Raw genomic sequence first — 17901 nt, forward strand, 5'->3', positions numbered from 1 at the left:
AATAAACCAGCCACAAAGATATGAATACAAAAACGATTGTTAAGATTTGTCTTCAACTTAAATTCAAATATTTTTGTTAATATTTAATTTAAACCAGGTTAATTTTATGATTTATCTCGCTCCTTTGCAAGGATATACGGACTACATATACAGAAGTGCATATTCAAAGGTGTTCCCGGGGATTGACACTTTTTTTGTTCCTTATATTTCTGTAAAAAACAATCTGATTCTAAATAAATATTTTGCTGAAATTAAGCCTGGTAATAACCTGCTTGAAGCCCGGTTAATTCCACAAATACTGGTAAAAAATGAAAAAGAAATTGTTTTTCTGTCGGAAGTACTGAAAGACTTTGGTTACAAGGAGATAAATCTGAACCTGGGCTGTCCTTACCCAATGGTAACAAACCGAGGTAAGGGCGCAGGATTATTACCAAACACCGAACAAATCAAAAAAATACTATATGCCTTTTATAATAAATCGCACCTTAAGCTTTCAATAAAAATGCGGGCCGGATTGGAAAACGAAAAAGAGATAGAAAAAGTTTTGCCTGTATTAAATTCCTACCCTTTGACTGAAATCATATTACACCCACGAAATGCAAAACAATTGTATAAAGGAAAAATTGCTGAACAAGCCTATTCCTTTGCTCTTGAAAACACAAAACACAAACTGGTATACAACGGTGATATATTTTCAATTGAGCACTTCCTGGAAAAACAATTAAAATTTCCGGGAACGGCAGGCTGGATGCTTGGGCGGGGCGTGCTAATGAATCCCTTTTTACCTTCGGAAATAAACGGAATCTCATTTTCACTTAAAGAAAAAGGAGAAAAACTTATTAATTTTCACCGACTCATTTTTGAAGGTACTTTTGCAAAAATGGATAATGAAGGAAATGCCATAAATAAAATGAAACAGTTCTGGATCTACTTTAGTTATAATTTTTATGCTCAAAAAAAAGCATATAAAAGAGTCAAAAAAACGAACTCGACAAAATCCTACCTCACAGAAGTCAATAACCTTTTTAGTGAGGATTTCAGGTAAACGAACAATTGTTTCGCTCATATTTCTCCATTAAATCCATGAGCAAATAAAGTTCCCGTTCTTCTTTGGAATCCTTTGGGGCCGCACAAATTTCAAGAAACCTTTTTAACGCGTCCCGATAATCGTCTTCTGTTTCAATTTGTAATAACATATTGCTAATGAGCATCTAACCAATTTTCGGCATTATTCATTTCAATCGTTAACGGAACGCCTACTTCAACAGCGTTTTCCATCTCCTGTTTTACTATTTCTTTTACCTTGTCAAGCTCAGGTTTAAACGCATCAAAATTTAATTCGTCGTGCACCTGAAGCACCATTTTCGATTTCAGTTTTTGCTGGTCAAACTGCTTATAAATATTGATCATGGCTATTTTTATTATGTCAGCAGCTGACCCCTGAATTGGTGCATTTATTGCGTTTCGTTCAGCCATTCCGCGAACCACTGCGTTTGCTGAATTTATATCATTTAAATAACGCTTGCGTCCTTTAATTGTTTGTACATATCCTTGATTTCTTGCCAATTCTATTTGTTTATCCATAAATTCCTTGATTTTTGGAAAACTTTCAAAATAACCATCAATCAATTCCTTTGCCTCTGTACGTGGAATATTTAGTCTTTGAGACAACCCAAATGCCGAAATTCCATAAATTATTCCAAAATTGGCAGTTTTGGCTTTCCGCCGCATATCGGAAGTTACCTCCTTCTCAGGAACTTTATAAATTTTTGCAGCTGTAATGGAATGAATATCTTTTTCTTCGTTAAATGCCTTTTGCATTTCATCGTCGTTGCTGAGAGCGGCCATTATTCGAAGTTCTATTTGCGAATAGTCAGCCGACAGGAAGGTGTGCTCGTTATCAGAAGGAATAAAAGCTTTACGAATTTCTCGTCCGCTTTCATCGCGAATAGGAATATTTTGCAGGTTGGGATTAACGGAACTTAATCGGCCGGTTGCCGCAATCGCCTGATTGTAAGAAGTATGCACTTTCCCTGTTCTTTTATTTACCAGCAATGGAAGTGCCTCAACATAGGTTGAAAGCAATTTTTTTAAGCCACGAAACTCCAATACTTTGCCCACAATCGGATGCCTGTCAACCAACCTGATTAATACGTCTTCGGAAGTAGAATACTGCTTGGTTTTTGTTTTTTTCGCGTTCGAGTCAATTTTTAATTTTTCAAAAAGAATCGGTCCAAGCTGTTTGGGAGAAGAAACATTAAACTCTTCCCCTGCCAAATCGATAATTTCTTCTTCAAGTTCAATTATTTGTTCCCGGAGACGCCCGGCATAATCCTTTAACTCATCTACATTTAGTTTCACTCCGGCATTCTCCATATGAACCAGCACTGGAATGAGTGGCATTTCCAACTCTTCAAAAAGCTCGCGAACTTCAGTTTCGTCTAAATCCGGATCGATAGCATGTTTTAACTGAAACGTAAGATCAGCATCCTCGCAGGCATAATCACGTAATTTCTCCGGCGGGACAGAACGCATCGTTATTTGTCCTTTCCCTTTCTTGCCGATCAGATGTTCAGTCGGAATCTTTTCATAATCCAGGTAAATTTCACACAAAAAATCCAGATTGTGTTTAAGCTCCGGCTGAATCAGATAATGAGCTATCATGGTATCGTAAATTTTCCCTTTTACTTCAATACCATAATTACTCAGCATTAAAATATCATACTTAATATTCTGTCCTATTTTTGTAACATTTTCGTCTGAAAAAACTTCACGGAACTCCTCTATCACCTTTTGTGCTTCTTCGCGGTTTGAAGGCAATGTGACACAAAAAGCTTCGTGTTTACGAAATGAAAATGACATACATACAATTTCCGATGAATGTGTATCGAGTCCGGTGGTTTCAGTATCAAAACAAAATTCTTCCTGAATAGAAAGCTCGGCTCTTAAACTTGCACGTTGCATTTCATCCTCTATCAGATAATACTGATGCGGAATCGTTTTAATAGTGTTTCTTTTTTTAACTGTCGTTTCAGGTAGATCAGAATCACCAAAAAGTGAACCTTGCATGGCTGTTTCAACTTTAACTGCCTCAGTTAATTTTAGCCTTTCTGCAATGGTTTTAAATTCTAAATCGTCAAAAATAGCTTTTAATAGTTCTCTATTGATTTCCTCGCGGGTTAACTTTTCTTTTTCGAAATCTATCGGCACATCCTGAATAATAACGGCTAATTTTCTTGACAACCTGACCTGTTCTTCATAATTGACCAGATTTTCTTTTTGTTTTCCTTTTAACTTGTCAATGTTTCTGTAAATTCCGTCGATACTCCCAAACTCCTTAATGAGTTTTTCAGCTGTTTTGGAGCCAATTCCGGGGCATCCCGGTATATTATCGGCACTGTCTCCCATTAAACCCAGGATATCGATCACTTGTTCCGTATTTTCGATCCCAAAATTTTCCTTTACTTCCTTTTGCCCCCATACTTCTGCAACTCCACCTGATTTAGCAGGTTTAAACATCAAAACCTCTTCGGAAACAAGTTGTGCATAATCTTTGTCCGGAGTCATCATATATGTGATAAATCCTTCTTTTCGAGCCTTTTGTGCCAGTGTGCCAATAACGTCATCTGCCTCAAATCCTTCTTTTTCGATAATTGGAATATTAAATGCTTCAATAATATTCCGAATGTATGGTATTGATTTACGTAAATCTTCAGGCATTTCTTCCCTGTTTGCTTTGTACTCCGGATACATCTTATGGCGAAAGGTAGGAGCAGATACATCAAAAACAACACCAATATAATTTGGATTTTCTGTTTCCAGTAATTGGACTAAAGTATTTGTAAAACCATACATCGCAGAGGTATTTACACCCTTGGAATTGAATCTTGGATTTCGGATAAAAGCAAAATAACTGCGGTATATTAATGCGTAAGCATCAAGAAGAAAAAGTTTTTTTGAATCTTTATCGGTCATTTTTTTAAAGTTTTACTGGTTATCGGAAGCAAACCATTCGGCAAATGCTGTTACCGTTTCATATAAACGTATACTAAACAATGAAACATCTGAAGGCAAATGTTGTTGAAGTATTTCAGCGATATAAGCGACAATGTTTTCTGTGGTTGGTTGAAAACCGACTAATATTAAACGGTCGGTCGTTTTCTGCAGTAATTCAATTTGTTCTCCGGATACAAGTTCATTCACCATCAGCGCATGGTCAAAACGGTTGACAATCTGTATTTTTACAATATTTTTCAAATCGGCAAAATCGAGTACCATACCATCTTTCGGATGCTCCGGTTGTTTTTTGGGCTCTCCTAAAAGTGTAACTTCCAGATTGTAAGAATGCCCGTGAATATTCCGGCACAAGCCATCATATTCATAAAGCGTGTGTGCCATCTCAAAATGAAAGCGTTTTGTAACTCTGATTTTTGGCATAAGTCGAAATCCTTTTTTTAAGTCTGTGAAAGTACAGTTTTTTGAGAAAAACGATAAAAAATGAATATTCTATTTCAATATAAATTAGCAGAAACAAAAAATCCGGGTTTACCCAACCCGGACTTGCTGCAAAAATATCTCTTTGTTATTAGTCGTCAGAAAAACTTCTCCCGGTTTCTTTTAATCCCTCCAAATCTTGTACAGTAAAATCGCCATAAAAAGAAACCACAAAGCGCATTTGGTCATCTGATTCATTGTTTAAAAAAACATGACATTCCTTAAATTTTTTCCTTCCACCCAGAAGCCAAATCTCAGCATCAGAGTCGTTATCTTCATCTTCATATTTTTTGTATTGCGAAGGCAGCATCCCTACTGCTCTTTTTGTAAATTCAGGGCCACTCATTCCACCTTTTTTGGGATTATACGACATAAATCTTACCTCATTTAAATCTCCGGTAACCTTTTTTTCATCGTCATCATCACCGAGGTCAATGTTAAATGCATCGGTCATGTTTTTGGTGAAACTAAAATTTGTAACTCCGTCTTTATTTGCAAATGCATCGTACATTCGGTATGATTTACTTTGAGCATTTGAAAGGTGAACTGCCAAAACAAGTGTAACTACAATAAAAATTCTGATTGTTTTCATGATATATACTATTTAAATGGAGACGATTATAAACAAATTTTATTACATATTTTTAATCACGAATCCCGTTACTTTATTAGTCGTTATTGCTTTTAGTTTTATTTGTCCATTCAATAAACTCCCCGAATACTTTACTCCAGCTATCTATTATCTGATCGTTTTTCCTTTCTCTGTAGGAATGATCGTAGTTTATACATACCTTAAATGTCAAATTGTTTTTTCTATGTTGAATAAATTGAATTGGGAGTAAATAAGCTGTTTCAATTGGCGTACTTTCATCTTCTGTAGCAAATACTGAGTAAATAGGGATATCAATTTTTAAAAGATCATTAATTGGAGCTTCCTCATAAGAAGACCACCTTCTATTTGTAAACCCCCAGTCATCAATTTCCGTTGAATTTGGGTTTTCAATAATATCTTTATACCAGTCAATAAGTTCTTCGATATGAGTGTGAGCCGCTGAGTCTGACTGTTGCCCCTTCAAGGCAGCAATCCTTTCAAACAAAGTAAATTCATAAAAATTGTTCAAAACATTGCCTGACCAAAACCCAAGATGTGTGATGTTTGTATCCACCCGGGCAAGAGCAGCAGCTATTTGAGCTCCTTCTGAATGACCGTAAACAATAATTTTTTCAGGATCTTTTAAATGATGCTGTTTAATATCTTCTATCGTTAAACGAATTTGATTGACCCGATATTCCCTGTAATTATATTCATTATATTTTTTAGGAACAGAAAATTCATCTTGATTGAAAATTCCAGATAAACCCGGCTTCGCTACTATTGCATATGCATAAGTGAAATCCAGGGTTTTGTAGTCGTCTTTGAACCATTCGATTAATCTCGTTTGTTCGTTTTTAAACTGATAGAAAAAGATAGGAAAAGGATCAGTCCCTTGTATAAAAAGAACCAGCTTATCAGGCTTAGATGTATAATCTGTCAGATAATATACAATGGTATCTGAAGCTATGATAATTTTTTGCTCTGTAAACCCAAACTTATCCAGGGCCTCTTCGATTGTCGGTTCTGATTGAGTGGACAATACGTAGTTCTGTGCCTTTACTGAAAATGAAATCAGAGTAATTACACTAATACAAATCACCTTTATTATTGTATATGAGTTTATTACTTTTTTCATTTTCATTCAAAATGTTTGCAACTCAAAAAAATTTTGTCAATCTATCAATAGAATTCCTGATTTATTCCGGAGAAATATTTTTGGTGGTTATTAATTTGATGATTCTCTCATGGTAAGTCCGTCGGGCTTCATTTCCCAGTATTTGCCAACCATATCGCCATCCCAGGTGTTGGAAACATTTTCAATGTCGTGAATTATTCTTACCATCTCGTCGCCCAAATAAACTGTTTTGCCTTCGGGGACTTTTAATGTGATATCCACCTCCTGGTCGCGCCATTTTCCTCCTTCTTTTATAAAAAAGTTGGGGTCGAAAGTCAAAGTCGAATCTTTCAAATCAAAATTATATACGATTTGTTCTGTTGATTCCTGCGCATTTTCCCGGGTCCTTCCACGCGATGTTTTTTTGATTAAAAGTGAAAAATTATCTGTTCCTGCTTTTTCAATATCGAATGTTGGCAGACCAAGCATCACTTCCTCCCCATTCATTACAACCACTTTGAAATTATCAATCTCCCAATCCATTTCCACGTAATCGTCAAATTTATCTTCATCCAGTTGCAAATAAAGAGTGCTACAACTGTCGCACGAAAGTATCTCGCTGTTTGAAATAGACGAACGGCTCTTATAGTTTCCAACCTGGCTTGCCGATACTATAATTAACGACACCAAAGCAACAAGCCATAAACCAACCATAGTTAATCCAATAGCTGTATTATTCGATTTATACCTGAACACCAGTTTGGTCCCAATATAAAGCATGGCTAGCATCGGGATACCAACCAAAAATCCAATGGCGATCATTCCAAATGTTACAGTTCCCGGTTCAACAAAATGGTTAAGAAAATTAGGCATGTGAATCTCAGGCCCCCAAACCAGTGGCCAGCCTTCAACAAACGATTGTCCGATTATTAAACTCGAAATAAGTCCAAGTATCCCAAAGAAAGCTGAAAGAATGAGTATCACGCCGATAATTATTACAAAAATTTTCAGGATAACTTTAAAAACATTAAACAAAACATCGCCTGCTCCTGCAACCGATTTTTTCCCTTTTGAATAACCATCTGATTCCTTAAATTTTTTATAACTTTCTTTTACCTCTTTTACCTCTTCTTTAATTGATTTTTCAATATTTTTCACGGTTGCTTCCTGCCCTCGCATTTCAAGACGTTGCGCCGTTGTAATTGCTTTCGGAACAGCAATCCAAAGAATAATATACGCTATCATTGCTGCCGGGAAAGTGGCAAAAAACAAGATTGCAAAAATGATTCTCAGGACAACAAAGTCCATGTTAAAATAAGCTCCAAGACCACCGCATACTCCACCCAAAACACGATGATCGGGGTCCCTATACAGTCTTCTCTTTCTCTTACTTTCTTCTGAAACAGGTTCTTCTTCACCTTCTTCTTCTGCGAAATCTTCGGGTGTTCCCATTGTTTCAACAACCTCTTCTACCCAAGCGAGAGTAACTACATTTCTATCATTCTCTGATTTCTCCGTGAAGATTTCTGCTATCCTCGCTTCAATATCCGACAAAATCTCTTTGCCCTCTTCAGTATTGCCAAAATGATTTTTTAGATTTATCAGGTATTTTTGCAGCACTTCATAGGCATCCTCCTCGATATGAAAAATAGTACCGCTTATATTTATTGTAAATGTCTTTCTCATTTCAGTTGTTTTTTGTTTTAAGGAATGTAATGGAACTTGCCTTTTTTGCTACTTTACTAATGGCTTGTTTCATTTAAATGATTTTTGAATTTCAAATACGGAAATATTAAGCTCTGCTATTTTTAATCTTTCCAACCGCGTCAACCAGTTCAGTCCACGAGCCCTCCAACTCTCCTAAAAATTGCCTTCCACTATCGGTTAATTCATAATATTTCCGCGGCGGCCCCTGTGTCGATTCTTCCCAGCGATATGCCAATAATCCGGCATTTTTCAGTCGGGTAAGCAGTGGGTACAGTGTACCTTCCACCACTATCATCTTTGCTTCTTTTAACGACTGAATTATATCGCTGGCGTACAGAGGCTTTCCATCAAGGACAAGAAGGATACAATATTCCAGTACCCCTTTCCTCATTTGTGCCTTTGCATTTTCAATTTTCATTTTTGCTTACTTATATTTTCTACCATCCCAATTGCTCTCTCCAAAGCCTTTTCATACAAACCTCAGCTATTCCAAACTTCATGAGAGATCATCCATGCTTCCAGTTCCATTGGCTCATCATCTATCTTTTCAGGTGTAAGAAAATTCTCATTCATCATCCAATCCTCCAACTCAAGAACACTTTCAACTTCAGCTTCGTTTTTAAAATGCACTAAATTAAAATAAAAATCTGTTGTCATCCATGATTCCAGGTTGAGATCATTGTCAAATTCCTGAACAGCGTAAAACTGAAAATTTGATTTTTCCCCTGAATTAACAGGAACATCAGCTTTGTCATCAGTTGTTTCAATCATAGCAATAGCGATTTCGTTAAAACTACTATGAGTCAATAGTTTTCTCCAAAATTCCTGAGCACTTACCGTAAAACTAATAAGAACAAAACTAATAATCACCGCTCCCGACCTTAAAATTGCTTTCTGAACATTGTTTTTTGTTTTCATGGCTTTTGTTTTTTTTGAAGGAAAACCCTTCATTTTTGTTTTCTGTTGTTTTCTGTTTGTTATTATTTCCCGGCCTTTAATCCGGTTGGCTTTTCCGTTTTTAAGACGATGTCAATTTCAATTCGTTACAAAAATTAAAGAACTATTTTAAAAAAACTACTCTTTCTTACCCTGTTGTTTGCATTACAAATATATATATTTTTTCAAGTACTATGCAACACATAGTACTAATTTTTTTTAAAATAATTTCATATTTCAAGATTAAAGCATTGACTTTAAACCAATTAACAAAATAAATAAAAATTGACCTTTAAAAAAAAATACATTTTCAGTAGAAAAATTAAAGAGACTAACGACTATTCAACTACCTGATCGCAAAATAAAGACCCAATAAAAAATCTAATTTCTGCACAAAATTAGTTTTGCAGGTAAACATTCTATGTGTTGATATCTTCTTGAAATGCTGTTAACAAGTCCCATAAAATATTTAATAAAATTCTTTTTCAGATTTTGGCAGTAATATTGAATATTCTGAACTTGGTAATTCGATTTCCACAACCGGTTACAAGAAAAAAACAAAATAATAATTTGATTTTAAAGAGATAAGAGAGAATAGCCACCAAAGCTTTCTTACAGGAAACAAAAAATTAACTTCTAATTAATATTTATTATAAATAAAACAATTTCATTTGCAGTACAATTTATTGCGTGAACAATATAGCTTAAAAGCAGTTGTTATATCGGCAAAAATTAAGAAACAAAAGATGGATAATATTGGCTTAACAAGCAAAACACAAACTTGTATTATCAGTTTCTACCAACAACAAAACTATTTGAATACCATACTATAATCCCGGTTATTTATATTAAAACATTAGATATACACATAGTATTCATTTATTTTAATTCAAATCCAATTTTCTATGAAAAAAACAATTTTATCATCTTTAATTTTGGCTGCATTCAGCCTGTTTTCGCTGGCAGCTGTTGCCCAAGGAACAGTTAAAGGCGTTGTGGTCGATTCTGAAACAAATGAAGCACTCATTGGAGCAAGCGTCGTTCAAACGGGTACTACCATTGGAACGATAACAAATGCCGATGGTGAGTTCTCATTAGCAATTGATGCGGGAGAAAAAACGATTGAAATCTCTTACATTGGCTACGACACGCATCAACAAAAGGTGAAGATTTCTTCAGGCCAAACGAATGATCTTGGGAAAATATTTCTCAAAACCAGTTCAATCTCACTGGAAGGAGTCGTGATTGTAGGGAACGGTGTAATCGACATTGCCCGCGACCGGGAAACTCCTGTTGCCGTTTCAACAATCAAGCTTGCAGAAATCCAAACAAAATCCGGAAACCAGGAATTTCCTGAAGTAATGAAAAACACACCTTCGGTATATGTAGCAAGTCAGGCAGGAGGTTACGGTGATTCCAGAATTAACATTCGTGGTTTTGCACAAGAAAACATTGCTTTACTTTTTAATGGCCAGCCTGTTAACGGAATGGAGGATGGCAGAGTTTATTGGTCCAACTGGCAAGGATTATCAGACGTTGCCAATGCAATTCAGATTCAAAGAGGGCTTGGCTCATCAAAACTAGCCATCTCTTCAGTTGGAGCAACAATTAACGTTGTAACAAAGGCTACCGACCAAAAAGAAGGAGGAAGAGCTTCTGTTCTTTATGGTAACGACAATTATCAAAAATACACCGCTTCTTATTCTACAGGAATAAACGACAAGGGCTGGGGATTAAGCTTTCTACTTTCACACTGGCAGGGTGACGGATATAATGACGGCACCCAGGGACAAGGACAAACTTATTTTATATCAGTAGGATATAAACCATCGGAAAAACATTCATTTAACTTCTCAGCAACCGGTGCGCCCCAATGGCATAACCAAAACTACTCGAAAGACATTTCGGAATATGATTTAAATAGTGATGGTAAAATAAGCAATAAAGAACAGAGATATAACGATAACTGGGGATATAAAAATGGTGAAGTATGGAGTTGGAGAAAAAACTTTTACCATAAACCCGTTGCCAACCTTAACTGGGACTGGAATATAGACAGTAAATCGTCTCTTTCAACTGTTCTCTATGCATCAGTCGGGCAAGGTGGTGGAACAGGCCCTTATGGATCTGGCAGCCAAGCATATGTATACGGTAGCGACGGACAAATTGATTTTGATCAAATTATTGCGAACAATAAAGCCATCGACAGTTCTGAAGAAGATTTTAACATTGACGGAAAGACCATTGGCAGATATGGAACAGGTGCACTTCGGCGCGCCTCAATGAACATGCACCGTTGGCTGGGAGCAGTGGTCAATTTCAACCACGACATTAATGAAAGCTTTTCTTATAACGTAGGAGCTGATTTCAGAACTTATTATGGAGAACACTTTCGACAGGTTGACAATCTGTTAGGGCTGGATGGATACTGGGATGATAATTATAATGGTGCAGGATTTCAGGAAATGTATCCGGGAGGTGTCGTTTACACGGTAGAGCATGGTTCTTCTCCCTACAGTTTCTGGACAAAAAGAAACTCTGAAATGGAAGCCAAACTGGATTATTACAACAACGAACGTATCTCTTATAACGGCGCATTTGGACAACTGGAATATAAAAACGAAATAATCTCTGCTTTCATACAGGGAGCAATTTCAACTCAGGCATATCAGCGTTTTGATTACCATTCGTATTCTGATCCTGACGAACAAGTATCTGAAAAACTTCACCACGAAGGATTTAACCTAAAAGCCGGTGGAAACTACAACATCAATGAACAACACAATGTATTTGTAAATGCAGGATATTATTCACGTCAACCATTTTTCGACGATTTATTTCTGAACTATTTAAATGATGTTAATGAAGACGTCGGCAACGAAGGCGTTTTAGGACTGGAAGCAGGATATGGTTACAGAAGCCGCGTCCTCGATGTCGACTTTAATGCTTATTACACAAAATGGAGTGACCGCCAGATTAGACAAAGTGGTGATTTTGACAACGATGACTTTTTTGACGATGTAGCACTATTCGAGAATGTAACGGAAAACCACATAGGTGTAGAATTAGAAATCGAAGCAAGACCGACAAGCTATTTGACTATTGGAGGTTTTGCCTCAATTGGGAACTGGGAATACGCAGGAGATGTTGACGCCAATATTTGGGACGAAGACCGTAATCCGATAGGTGGAGCCAATACACTTTATTTAAATAATGTAAAAGTGGGTGATGCAGCTCAAACTTCATTTGGGTTACTTGCAGATATCAACATAACAAAAGGATTATCTTTTGATGGAGATTACCGTTATTATACGAACCTTTATGCAGCAATCGACCCGGAAGCATTTGATTCGCCCGACCATAGAGGTTCTTTGGAATTACCTTCTTTTGGTATTCTGGATGCCGGTTTATCTTATCGCTGGTACCTCAAAAACAATAGCGTTCTAAAAATTAGATTTAATGCAAATAACGTATTAAATAAACAGTATATATCTCAGTCAGATACCAATATCCATGCAGAATCAGGAGATCCGACCTGGGAAGGAATCCATACTGACAACACTGTGTACTTCGGAAACGGATTTACTTGGAATACCTCGGTTAGTATAAGTTTTTAAGAAATTACCAAAGCATAAAAAAAGCCGCATATTGCGGCTTTTTTTATGCTTCATTTCCAAACAATTAAAACTAATCGCTGTTTTTTATTACAGGAATTCTTATTTTTGCCGCCAATTTGATGGGGAAATTCAGGGAGAACAAAAATGGAACAATTAGTAATAAATCAGATGTTGGAAGATAAAGGATTTATCGAAGAAGCGATAGATCCAAAAATGAAACTGGTGGAAGAAATCAACCGTCTGAAGAAAGAAAAGAATGCTGTTATCCTCAGTCATTTTTATGCGGAGGGTGAATTACAGGATATTGCTGACTATGTTGGCGACAGTTTAGGCCTGGCACAGGCAGCAGCACAAACAAAAGCAGAAATGATTGTCTTTGTTGGAGTTCATTTTATGGCAGAGACAGCAAAAATAATCAACCCTTCCAAGAAGGTAATTTTACCTGATTTGAAAGCAAGTTGTTCGCTGGCTGAATCAGCTCCCGCCGACAAATTTGCAGAATTCAAAGCCAAATATCCCGACCACAAAGTTGTAACCTATATTAATGCTACAGCTGCATTAAAAACAATGTCAGACATTGTTTGCACATCGGCAAATGCAAAACAAATTGTTGAAAGTTTTCCTAAAGACCAGAAACTGATATTTGCTCCGGATAAAAATCTTGGCAATTACATTAACAGCATCACCGGACGAGAAATGGTGCTTTGGGACGGAGCCTGTATGGTACATGAGCAATATTCAGTAGAAAAAATAATCGAATTGATGGATGAACATCCAGATGCTGAATTTATCGCTCATCCTGAATGTGAAAAGCCGGTTCTTCTTCTTGCAAAACACATTGGCTCAACAACTTCTCTACTGAAATATGTTCAGAAAAGTGACAAGAAAAAATTTGTTGTTGCAACTGAAAGCGGCATCTTACATCAAATGACAAAAGCCTGCCCCGATAAAATATTTATCCCGGCTCCATCTGCTGATTCAACCTGTGCCTGCAACGACTGCTCTTATATGAAATTAAACAACTTACAGAAGTTGTACATCTGTTTGAAACACGAGCAACCAGAGGTAACGCTTTCAAACGAAATCATTGAAAAAGCCAGGATTCCCATTCAAAGAATGCTCGAAATTTCAAAGTAGCCAGATATTTTGTATTTTCATTTCCCAAAAATCAGCTAAATGAAAATCAAAATCCTACTTCTTTTCACTTTGTTGTTTCTAAATATTTCCGGGAAATCTCAGGAAAAACCATTTGATCTATATTTGCTTATCGGCCAGTCAAACATGGCCGGGCGGGGAACTGTTGAAGCCCGGGACACTATTATTCCCGAACGAGTTTTCACTTTGGATAAAAACAACAAATGGGTTCCCGCGCAAGACCCAATTCATTTTGATAAGTCGGTAGCCGGTGTTGGACTTGGACGAACTTTTGGAATTGAAATGGCCAAAGCCAATCAGGAAAAAATTATCGGACTTATACCCTGCGCAGTTGGGGGTTCATCAATCGAAGCCTGGACTCCCGGTGGTTTCCACGACCAAACCAACTCCTATCCCTGGGATGATATGGAAAAACGACTTAAAATTGCCCTTCAAAAAGGGAAACTTAAAGGCATTTTATGGCACCAGGGAGAATCCGACTCAAATCCGGAAAAGTGTAAAACGTACAGCGAAAAACTTGAAGTCCTTATATCTGAAGTAAGAAAACTTGCCGGAGATGAAACAATCCCCTTTGTAGCAGGAGAATTGGGGCGGTTCAAAATAAAAGAGAATTCAAAAAAATTTGCGAAAGAAGGCATCTCACCGGCAAAAACCGTGGTAAAAGAAACCAAAACGCTAATGAAAAAAGATAATAACGCTGCGTTTGTTTCTTCACGAGGATTGCATCACAGAGGAGACAACACCCATTTCGACTCAAAATCTTACCGCACTTTTGGAAAAAGATATGCCGTGAAAATGACTCAGTTACAGAAAAAATAACCTCAAAGTGCCTGAAAGCAACATAAAACTGGCTAATGAATTTGCAGATGAGTACGATAATTCAATTGCGAAAAACAATTGGACCAGCCCGCAAATTCTTTTCAAAATGATTGAAGAAAGACTTCAACCCAAATCTGCAATTCTTGATGTCGGGATTGGGACAGGAGAAAGTTCAGCACCGTTTTACCGGGCAGGCCACTCGATTACAGGAGTTGACGGCTCAAAGAAGATGCTGACAAAATGCAAAAGCAAAAACATTACGGAGAGGCTGACTCAAATTAACCTTGAAACCGAATCGTTACCATTTTCAGACAAATTTTTCGACCTTGTAATTTCCAATGGAGTGTTCCATCTGATTTCTCCTTTAAATGATATATTTTCTGAAATCTCGCGGGTTCTAAAATACAGAGGCTATTTTGCTTTCACTTTTGAAAATGCAAACGATACTTCCGGCTACGATGAAATTGCTCCCGGAATCTGGGAAAACAAAACTCCAACCGGTGTTTTCACCTTCAAATATAACACCGGCTATATCTCTGAACTTTTGCAAAATAACGGATTCACCGAGATTAAACAATCAACCTTTCTGGCTTTTCAAAACAAGGAACTCCGGAAAGATTTCTATTTTACTGCAGTTCTGTCTCAGTTGGAATAGAATCGGGATTATCGACAAGATTTTCCACTAACAAATTTTGCTGCGATATCTCGATTGCTCTTAACAGTGTTTTATCGATTTGTTTTATGATCGGATAAAAGCCTTCCTCGCCAATAATATTACGGGCGATGTATGCTTTCAATTGTGTTTTTATAATAAAACCAGACTCTTCAAGCCCGTCGGAGTCGCGTTTAACCCCTTGTTGCGTCGCATAACCAACAAAATCATTCAAAACATTATGGTCATCAAGATAAGTATCAAATTCATCTGCAGCTGTAAACTGAGTTAATGTCTCCCTATTCTGATCGGCGTAACGATACGCATAGGTATAAATAAGACCTTTCCTGTAAATTTTATTAAAATAATCAGAGTTTCCTGCCGTATCAGCCGGAACAAAAAAATCGGGCATAATTCCGCCACCTCCGTAAACAATTCTTCCGCCTTTTGTAGTATATTTTAATGAATCGGCAAAATGCACGCTGTCGGCAACCAGCTGCTCCATGCTGTGAAAACGTTTGTAAATATTATTGTAATATTCATCATTCCCGTCTTCGTAAGGACTCTGGATACAACGCCCACTTGGAGTATAAAACCGGGCAACCGTTAAACGGAGAGCTGAGCCATCCATCAACGGTATTTGCTCCTGTACCAGTCCCTTACCAAACGAACGCCGGCCAATCACAATCCCACGATCATTATCCTGCATCGCTCCGGCAAATATCTCACTGGCCGATGCAGAAAATTCATCGATCAGCACGTAAACCTTGATATCTTTCCAGGTAGCTTTTGCCGATGCATTGTAGGTTTTTCGCGGTTGATGATCCCCTTCAGTATAAAGAATAGGTTCTCCTTTTTGAAGCAACTCATCAACCATTCGAAGTACACTAACCAACGAACCACCTGTATTTTGCCTCAAATCAATGATAACTTTTTTTGCTCCCTTATCCGAAAGTTTTTCCATTCCTTCCATATATTCATCGTAGGTAGTTTCTGCAAAACGGCTTATTTTCATAAAACCCGTTTGTTCATCAATCATATACGAAACATCTACACTAAAAATAGGAATGTCTCCCCTGATAATTTCAAAATCCAACTCCTCGTTGTACCCTTTTCGAATAATACCAACATCAACTTTCGAATTTTTCTCTCCACGTAATAAACTAAGTACCGTTTGGTTGGCAACATCATTTCCTGCAATAATTGAATCGTTCACCCGAACAATCCGGTCTCCAGGCAAAATCCCAACCTTGCTTGAGGGCCCACCTGAAATGACTTCTATTACACGAACTGTATCTTCCTGAATAGAGAATTGTACGCCAATTCCTGAAAAATTACCTTGCATTTCTTCCTGCACTTCCTGCATATTTCGCGCCGGAATATAGGTTGTATGCGGGTCCAGGTTCTTCAAAATCTCAGGTATCGTCTCTTCCACTATACTACTTGTATTTACACTGTCAACATAACCCTGATCGATCAAATCGAGTATGGTCGTAATCTTATTGGGGCGGCTAAAATTCATCCCAGCGAGCGTCGGATGACTATTATTTTTTAGCATATTGCCAATTAAAATTCCAATAGCTATTGAAACACCAACCAATAAGGGTATAAATAGTGTTATCTTTCTTTTCATTTTCTTTAATCTTCTGAATCTGATTCTACTTGTTCTACTTCTACATTTGCTCTTCGCAACAGATTAATACCGTCTTCCAGGCGATAGTTTTCGGTAAAAACAACCCTTTTAATTCCTGCCTGGATAATCAATTTAGAACATTCCAGGCACGGTGATGAAGTAACATAAAGCGTCGCTCCGTCGCTACTATTATTTGACTTAGCAACTTTTGTTATTGCGTTAGCTTCCGCATGTAAAACGTAAGGTTTGGTTTTATTGTTTTCATCTTCACAAATATTTTCAAAACCTGAGGGGGTTCCGTTGTAGCCATCAGAAATGATCATCTTTTCTTTAACGATAAGTGCTCCAACCTGTCTTCTTTTGCAATAAGAATTTTGTGCCCAAATCTCAGCCATTTTCAAATACCTCTGATCTAACAGTTGTTGTTTTCTATCTTTTGCCATTCTTTAATTGTTATAAAATGGGTATCCAATTTATCTGCGGGATTACAAAAGTAACATTGATTTTGTATAATCTGCTCATTTTAAAAAGGAAACCCTTAAAGCAAAGGTCTAAATTTTAATTCTTTAACATTTACGCAACCAAACTTTGCAGTTGTTCTCATTTTTTGAAACAAAAAAACCGTTTCCAAAAGAAACGGCTCTCTGATATCCGAAGATCAACTTTAATTCGTTATCGTTTTATTCTTTAATCAACAGCCATATATCAGAATATTTCGGAAATGCCTGCCTTACCTGTGAAACCCGGGTACGTGCTTCCTGTTCGTTTTTGTAAGAGTTTACACAAACCCGGTAGTAGCCAGTTTCACTGTGAAGAATAATTGGTGTAAAACCCTCACTTAAAAGCGTTTCACGATAATTTTTAGCATTCTCCAATTGGCTGAAAGAGCCAATGATTACAAAAAATGAGTTGGCTTCGTTGCTCACCCTGTCGGCTTGCTGCGTAAATGAAACCTGTTCCTTTCGCATCGAAACGGGTTTTTCTTCTACCGTTTTGGGTTCTTCCTTTTTAGTAACTGTTTCGGTACTGCTTGTTGGCACCGAAAATACTTTTGGCTGAGTCGTAGGATCGGTTGTATAAGGTGACTGTGCAGCTTGTTTTGTGGTTTTACATGCCGCCAAACCTATTACCAGTACGATTGAAATTGTAATTATTCGCTTCATTTTTAAAAAAATTTTC

General features: G+C 37.1%; 16 protein-coding genes. 5 read left to right on the plus strand and 11 right to left on the minus strand.

All coding sequences use genetic code 11. The features are described 5' to 3' along the window. The first annotated feature begins 106 nt into the window (after positions 1 to 106). A complete protein-coding gene (locus K5G00_RS12600) occupies positions 107 to 1045 on the plus strand; it encodes a tRNA-dihydrouridine synthase family protein (protein WP_238766518.1) in 939 nt (312 codons plus the stop codon). Here K5G00_RS12600 and K5G00_RS12605 read toward each other — a convergent pair. The 8 genes from K5G00_RS12605 to K5G00_RS12640 form a co-directional block, all read right to left on the minus strand. Next, the gene (locus tag K5G00_RS12605) at positions 1038 to 1211 is read right to left on the minus strand and encodes a hypothetical protein (RefSeq protein WP_238766519.1); all 174 of its coding nucleotides are present in this window, start codon (positions 1209 to 1211) and stop codon (positions 1038 to 1040) included. The two genes, K5G00_RS12600 and K5G00_RS12605, sit on opposite strands and share 8 nt — an antisense overlap. Continuing rightward, on the minus strand, positions 1201 to 3975 hold the full coding sequence (polA, locus tag K5G00_RS12610) for a DNA polymerase I (protein WP_238766520.1): 2775 nt from the start codon (positions 3973 to 3975) through the stop codon (positions 1201 to 1203). Before polA ends, K5G00_RS12605 begins: the two co-directional genes overlap by 11 nt. Before the next feature lie 12 nt (positions 3976 to 3987). Then, on the minus strand, positions 3988 to 4437 hold the full coding sequence (locus tag K5G00_RS12615) for a 6-pyruvoyl trahydropterin synthase family protein (protein ID WP_238766521.1): 450 nt from the start codon (positions 4435 to 4437) through the stop codon (positions 3988 to 3990). Between the two features lie 148 nt (positions 4438 to 4585). Continuing rightward, the gene (locus K5G00_RS12620) at positions 4586 to 5086 is read right to left on the minus strand and encodes a DUF4252 domain-containing protein (protein WP_238766522.1); all 501 of its coding nucleotides are present in this window, start codon (positions 5084 to 5086) and stop codon (positions 4586 to 4588) included. A gap of 76 nt (positions 5087 to 5162) precedes the next feature. Next, positions 5163 to 6224 (minus strand): alpha/beta hydrolase family protein, encoded by a 1062-nt coding sequence (locus K5G00_RS12625; RefSeq protein ID WP_238766523.1) that lies wholly within the window; start codon positions 6222 to 6224, stop codon positions 5163 to 5165. 90 nt (positions 6225 to 6314) lie between these two features. After that, positions 6315 to 7889, minus strand: coding sequence for a PspC domain-containing protein (locus K5G00_RS12630; protein WP_238766524.1), 1575 nt, complete (start codon positions 7887 to 7889; stop codon positions 6315 to 6317). A gap of 106 nt (positions 7890 to 7995) precedes the next feature. Further along, the gene (locus tag K5G00_RS12635; RefSeq protein ID WP_158866367.1) at positions 7996 to 8328 is read right to left on the minus strand and encodes a PadR family transcriptional regulator; all 333 of its coding nucleotides are present in this window, start codon (positions 8326 to 8328) and stop codon (positions 7996 to 7998) included. 62 nt (positions 8329 to 8390) lie between these two features. After that, complete coding sequence (locus K5G00_RS12640) at positions 8391 to 8828, minus strand: hypothetical protein (protein WP_238766525.1); 438 nt, start codon at positions 8826 to 8828, stop codon at positions 8391 to 8393. A gap of 923 nt (positions 8829 to 9751) precedes the next feature. On the opposite strand from K5G00_RS12640, the gene K5G00_RS12645 reads away from it, so the two are divergent. From K5G00_RS12645 to K5G00_RS12660, 4 genes are all read left to right on the plus strand, one after another. Then, positions 9752 to 12463 (plus strand): TonB-dependent receptor, encoded by a 2712-nt coding sequence (locus tag K5G00_RS12645; protein WP_238766526.1) that lies wholly within the window; start codon positions 9752 to 9754, stop codon positions 12461 to 12463. A gap of 144 nt (positions 12464 to 12607) precedes the next feature. After that, the gene (gene nadA / locus K5G00_RS12650) at positions 12608 to 13600 is read left to right on the plus strand and encodes a quinolinate synthase NadA (RefSeq protein ID WP_238766527.1); all 993 of its coding nucleotides are present in this window, start codon (positions 12608 to 12610) and stop codon (positions 13598 to 13600) included. A 39-nt stretch (positions 13601 to 13639) separates the two neighbouring features. After that, on the plus strand, positions 13640 to 14437 hold the full coding sequence (locus tag K5G00_RS12655) for a sialate O-acetylesterase (protein WP_238766528.1): 798 nt from the start codon (positions 13640 to 13642) through the stop codon (positions 14435 to 14437). Between the two features lie 7 nt (positions 14438 to 14444). Next, entirely contained in the window at positions 14445 to 15092 is a 648-nt protein-coding gene (locus tag K5G00_RS12660; protein ID WP_238766529.1) for a class I SAM-dependent DNA methyltransferase, read from the plus strand. Here K5G00_RS12660 and K5G00_RS12665 read toward each other — a convergent pair. The 3 genes from K5G00_RS12665 to K5G00_RS12675 form a co-directional block, all read right to left on the minus strand. Further along, the gene (locus K5G00_RS12665; RefSeq protein WP_238766530.1) at positions 15064 to 16722 is read right to left on the minus strand and encodes a S41 family peptidase; all 1659 of its coding nucleotides are present in this window, start codon (positions 16720 to 16722) and stop codon (positions 15064 to 15066) included. The genes K5G00_RS12660 and K5G00_RS12665 overlap by 29 nt on opposite strands. Before the next feature lie 5 nt (positions 16723 to 16727). Continuing rightward, on the minus strand, positions 16728 to 17165 hold the full coding sequence (locus K5G00_RS12670) for a deoxycytidylate deaminase (RefSeq protein ID WP_238766531.1): 438 nt from the start codon (positions 17163 to 17165) through the stop codon (positions 16728 to 16730). A 237-nt stretch (positions 17166 to 17402) separates the two neighbouring features. Continuing rightward, a complete protein-coding gene (locus K5G00_RS12675) occupies positions 17403 to 17885 on the minus strand; it encodes an SPOR domain-containing protein (protein ID WP_238766532.1) in 483 nt (160 codons plus the stop codon). Between the last annotated feature and the right edge of the window lie 16 nt (positions 17886 to 17901).

Origin of the sequence: Maribellus maritimus (assembly GCF_022267315.1) — a bacterium.
GTDB classification, from domain to species: Bacteria; Bacteroidota; Bacteroidia; order Bacteroidales; family Prolixibacteraceae; genus Draconibacterium; species Draconibacterium maritimum.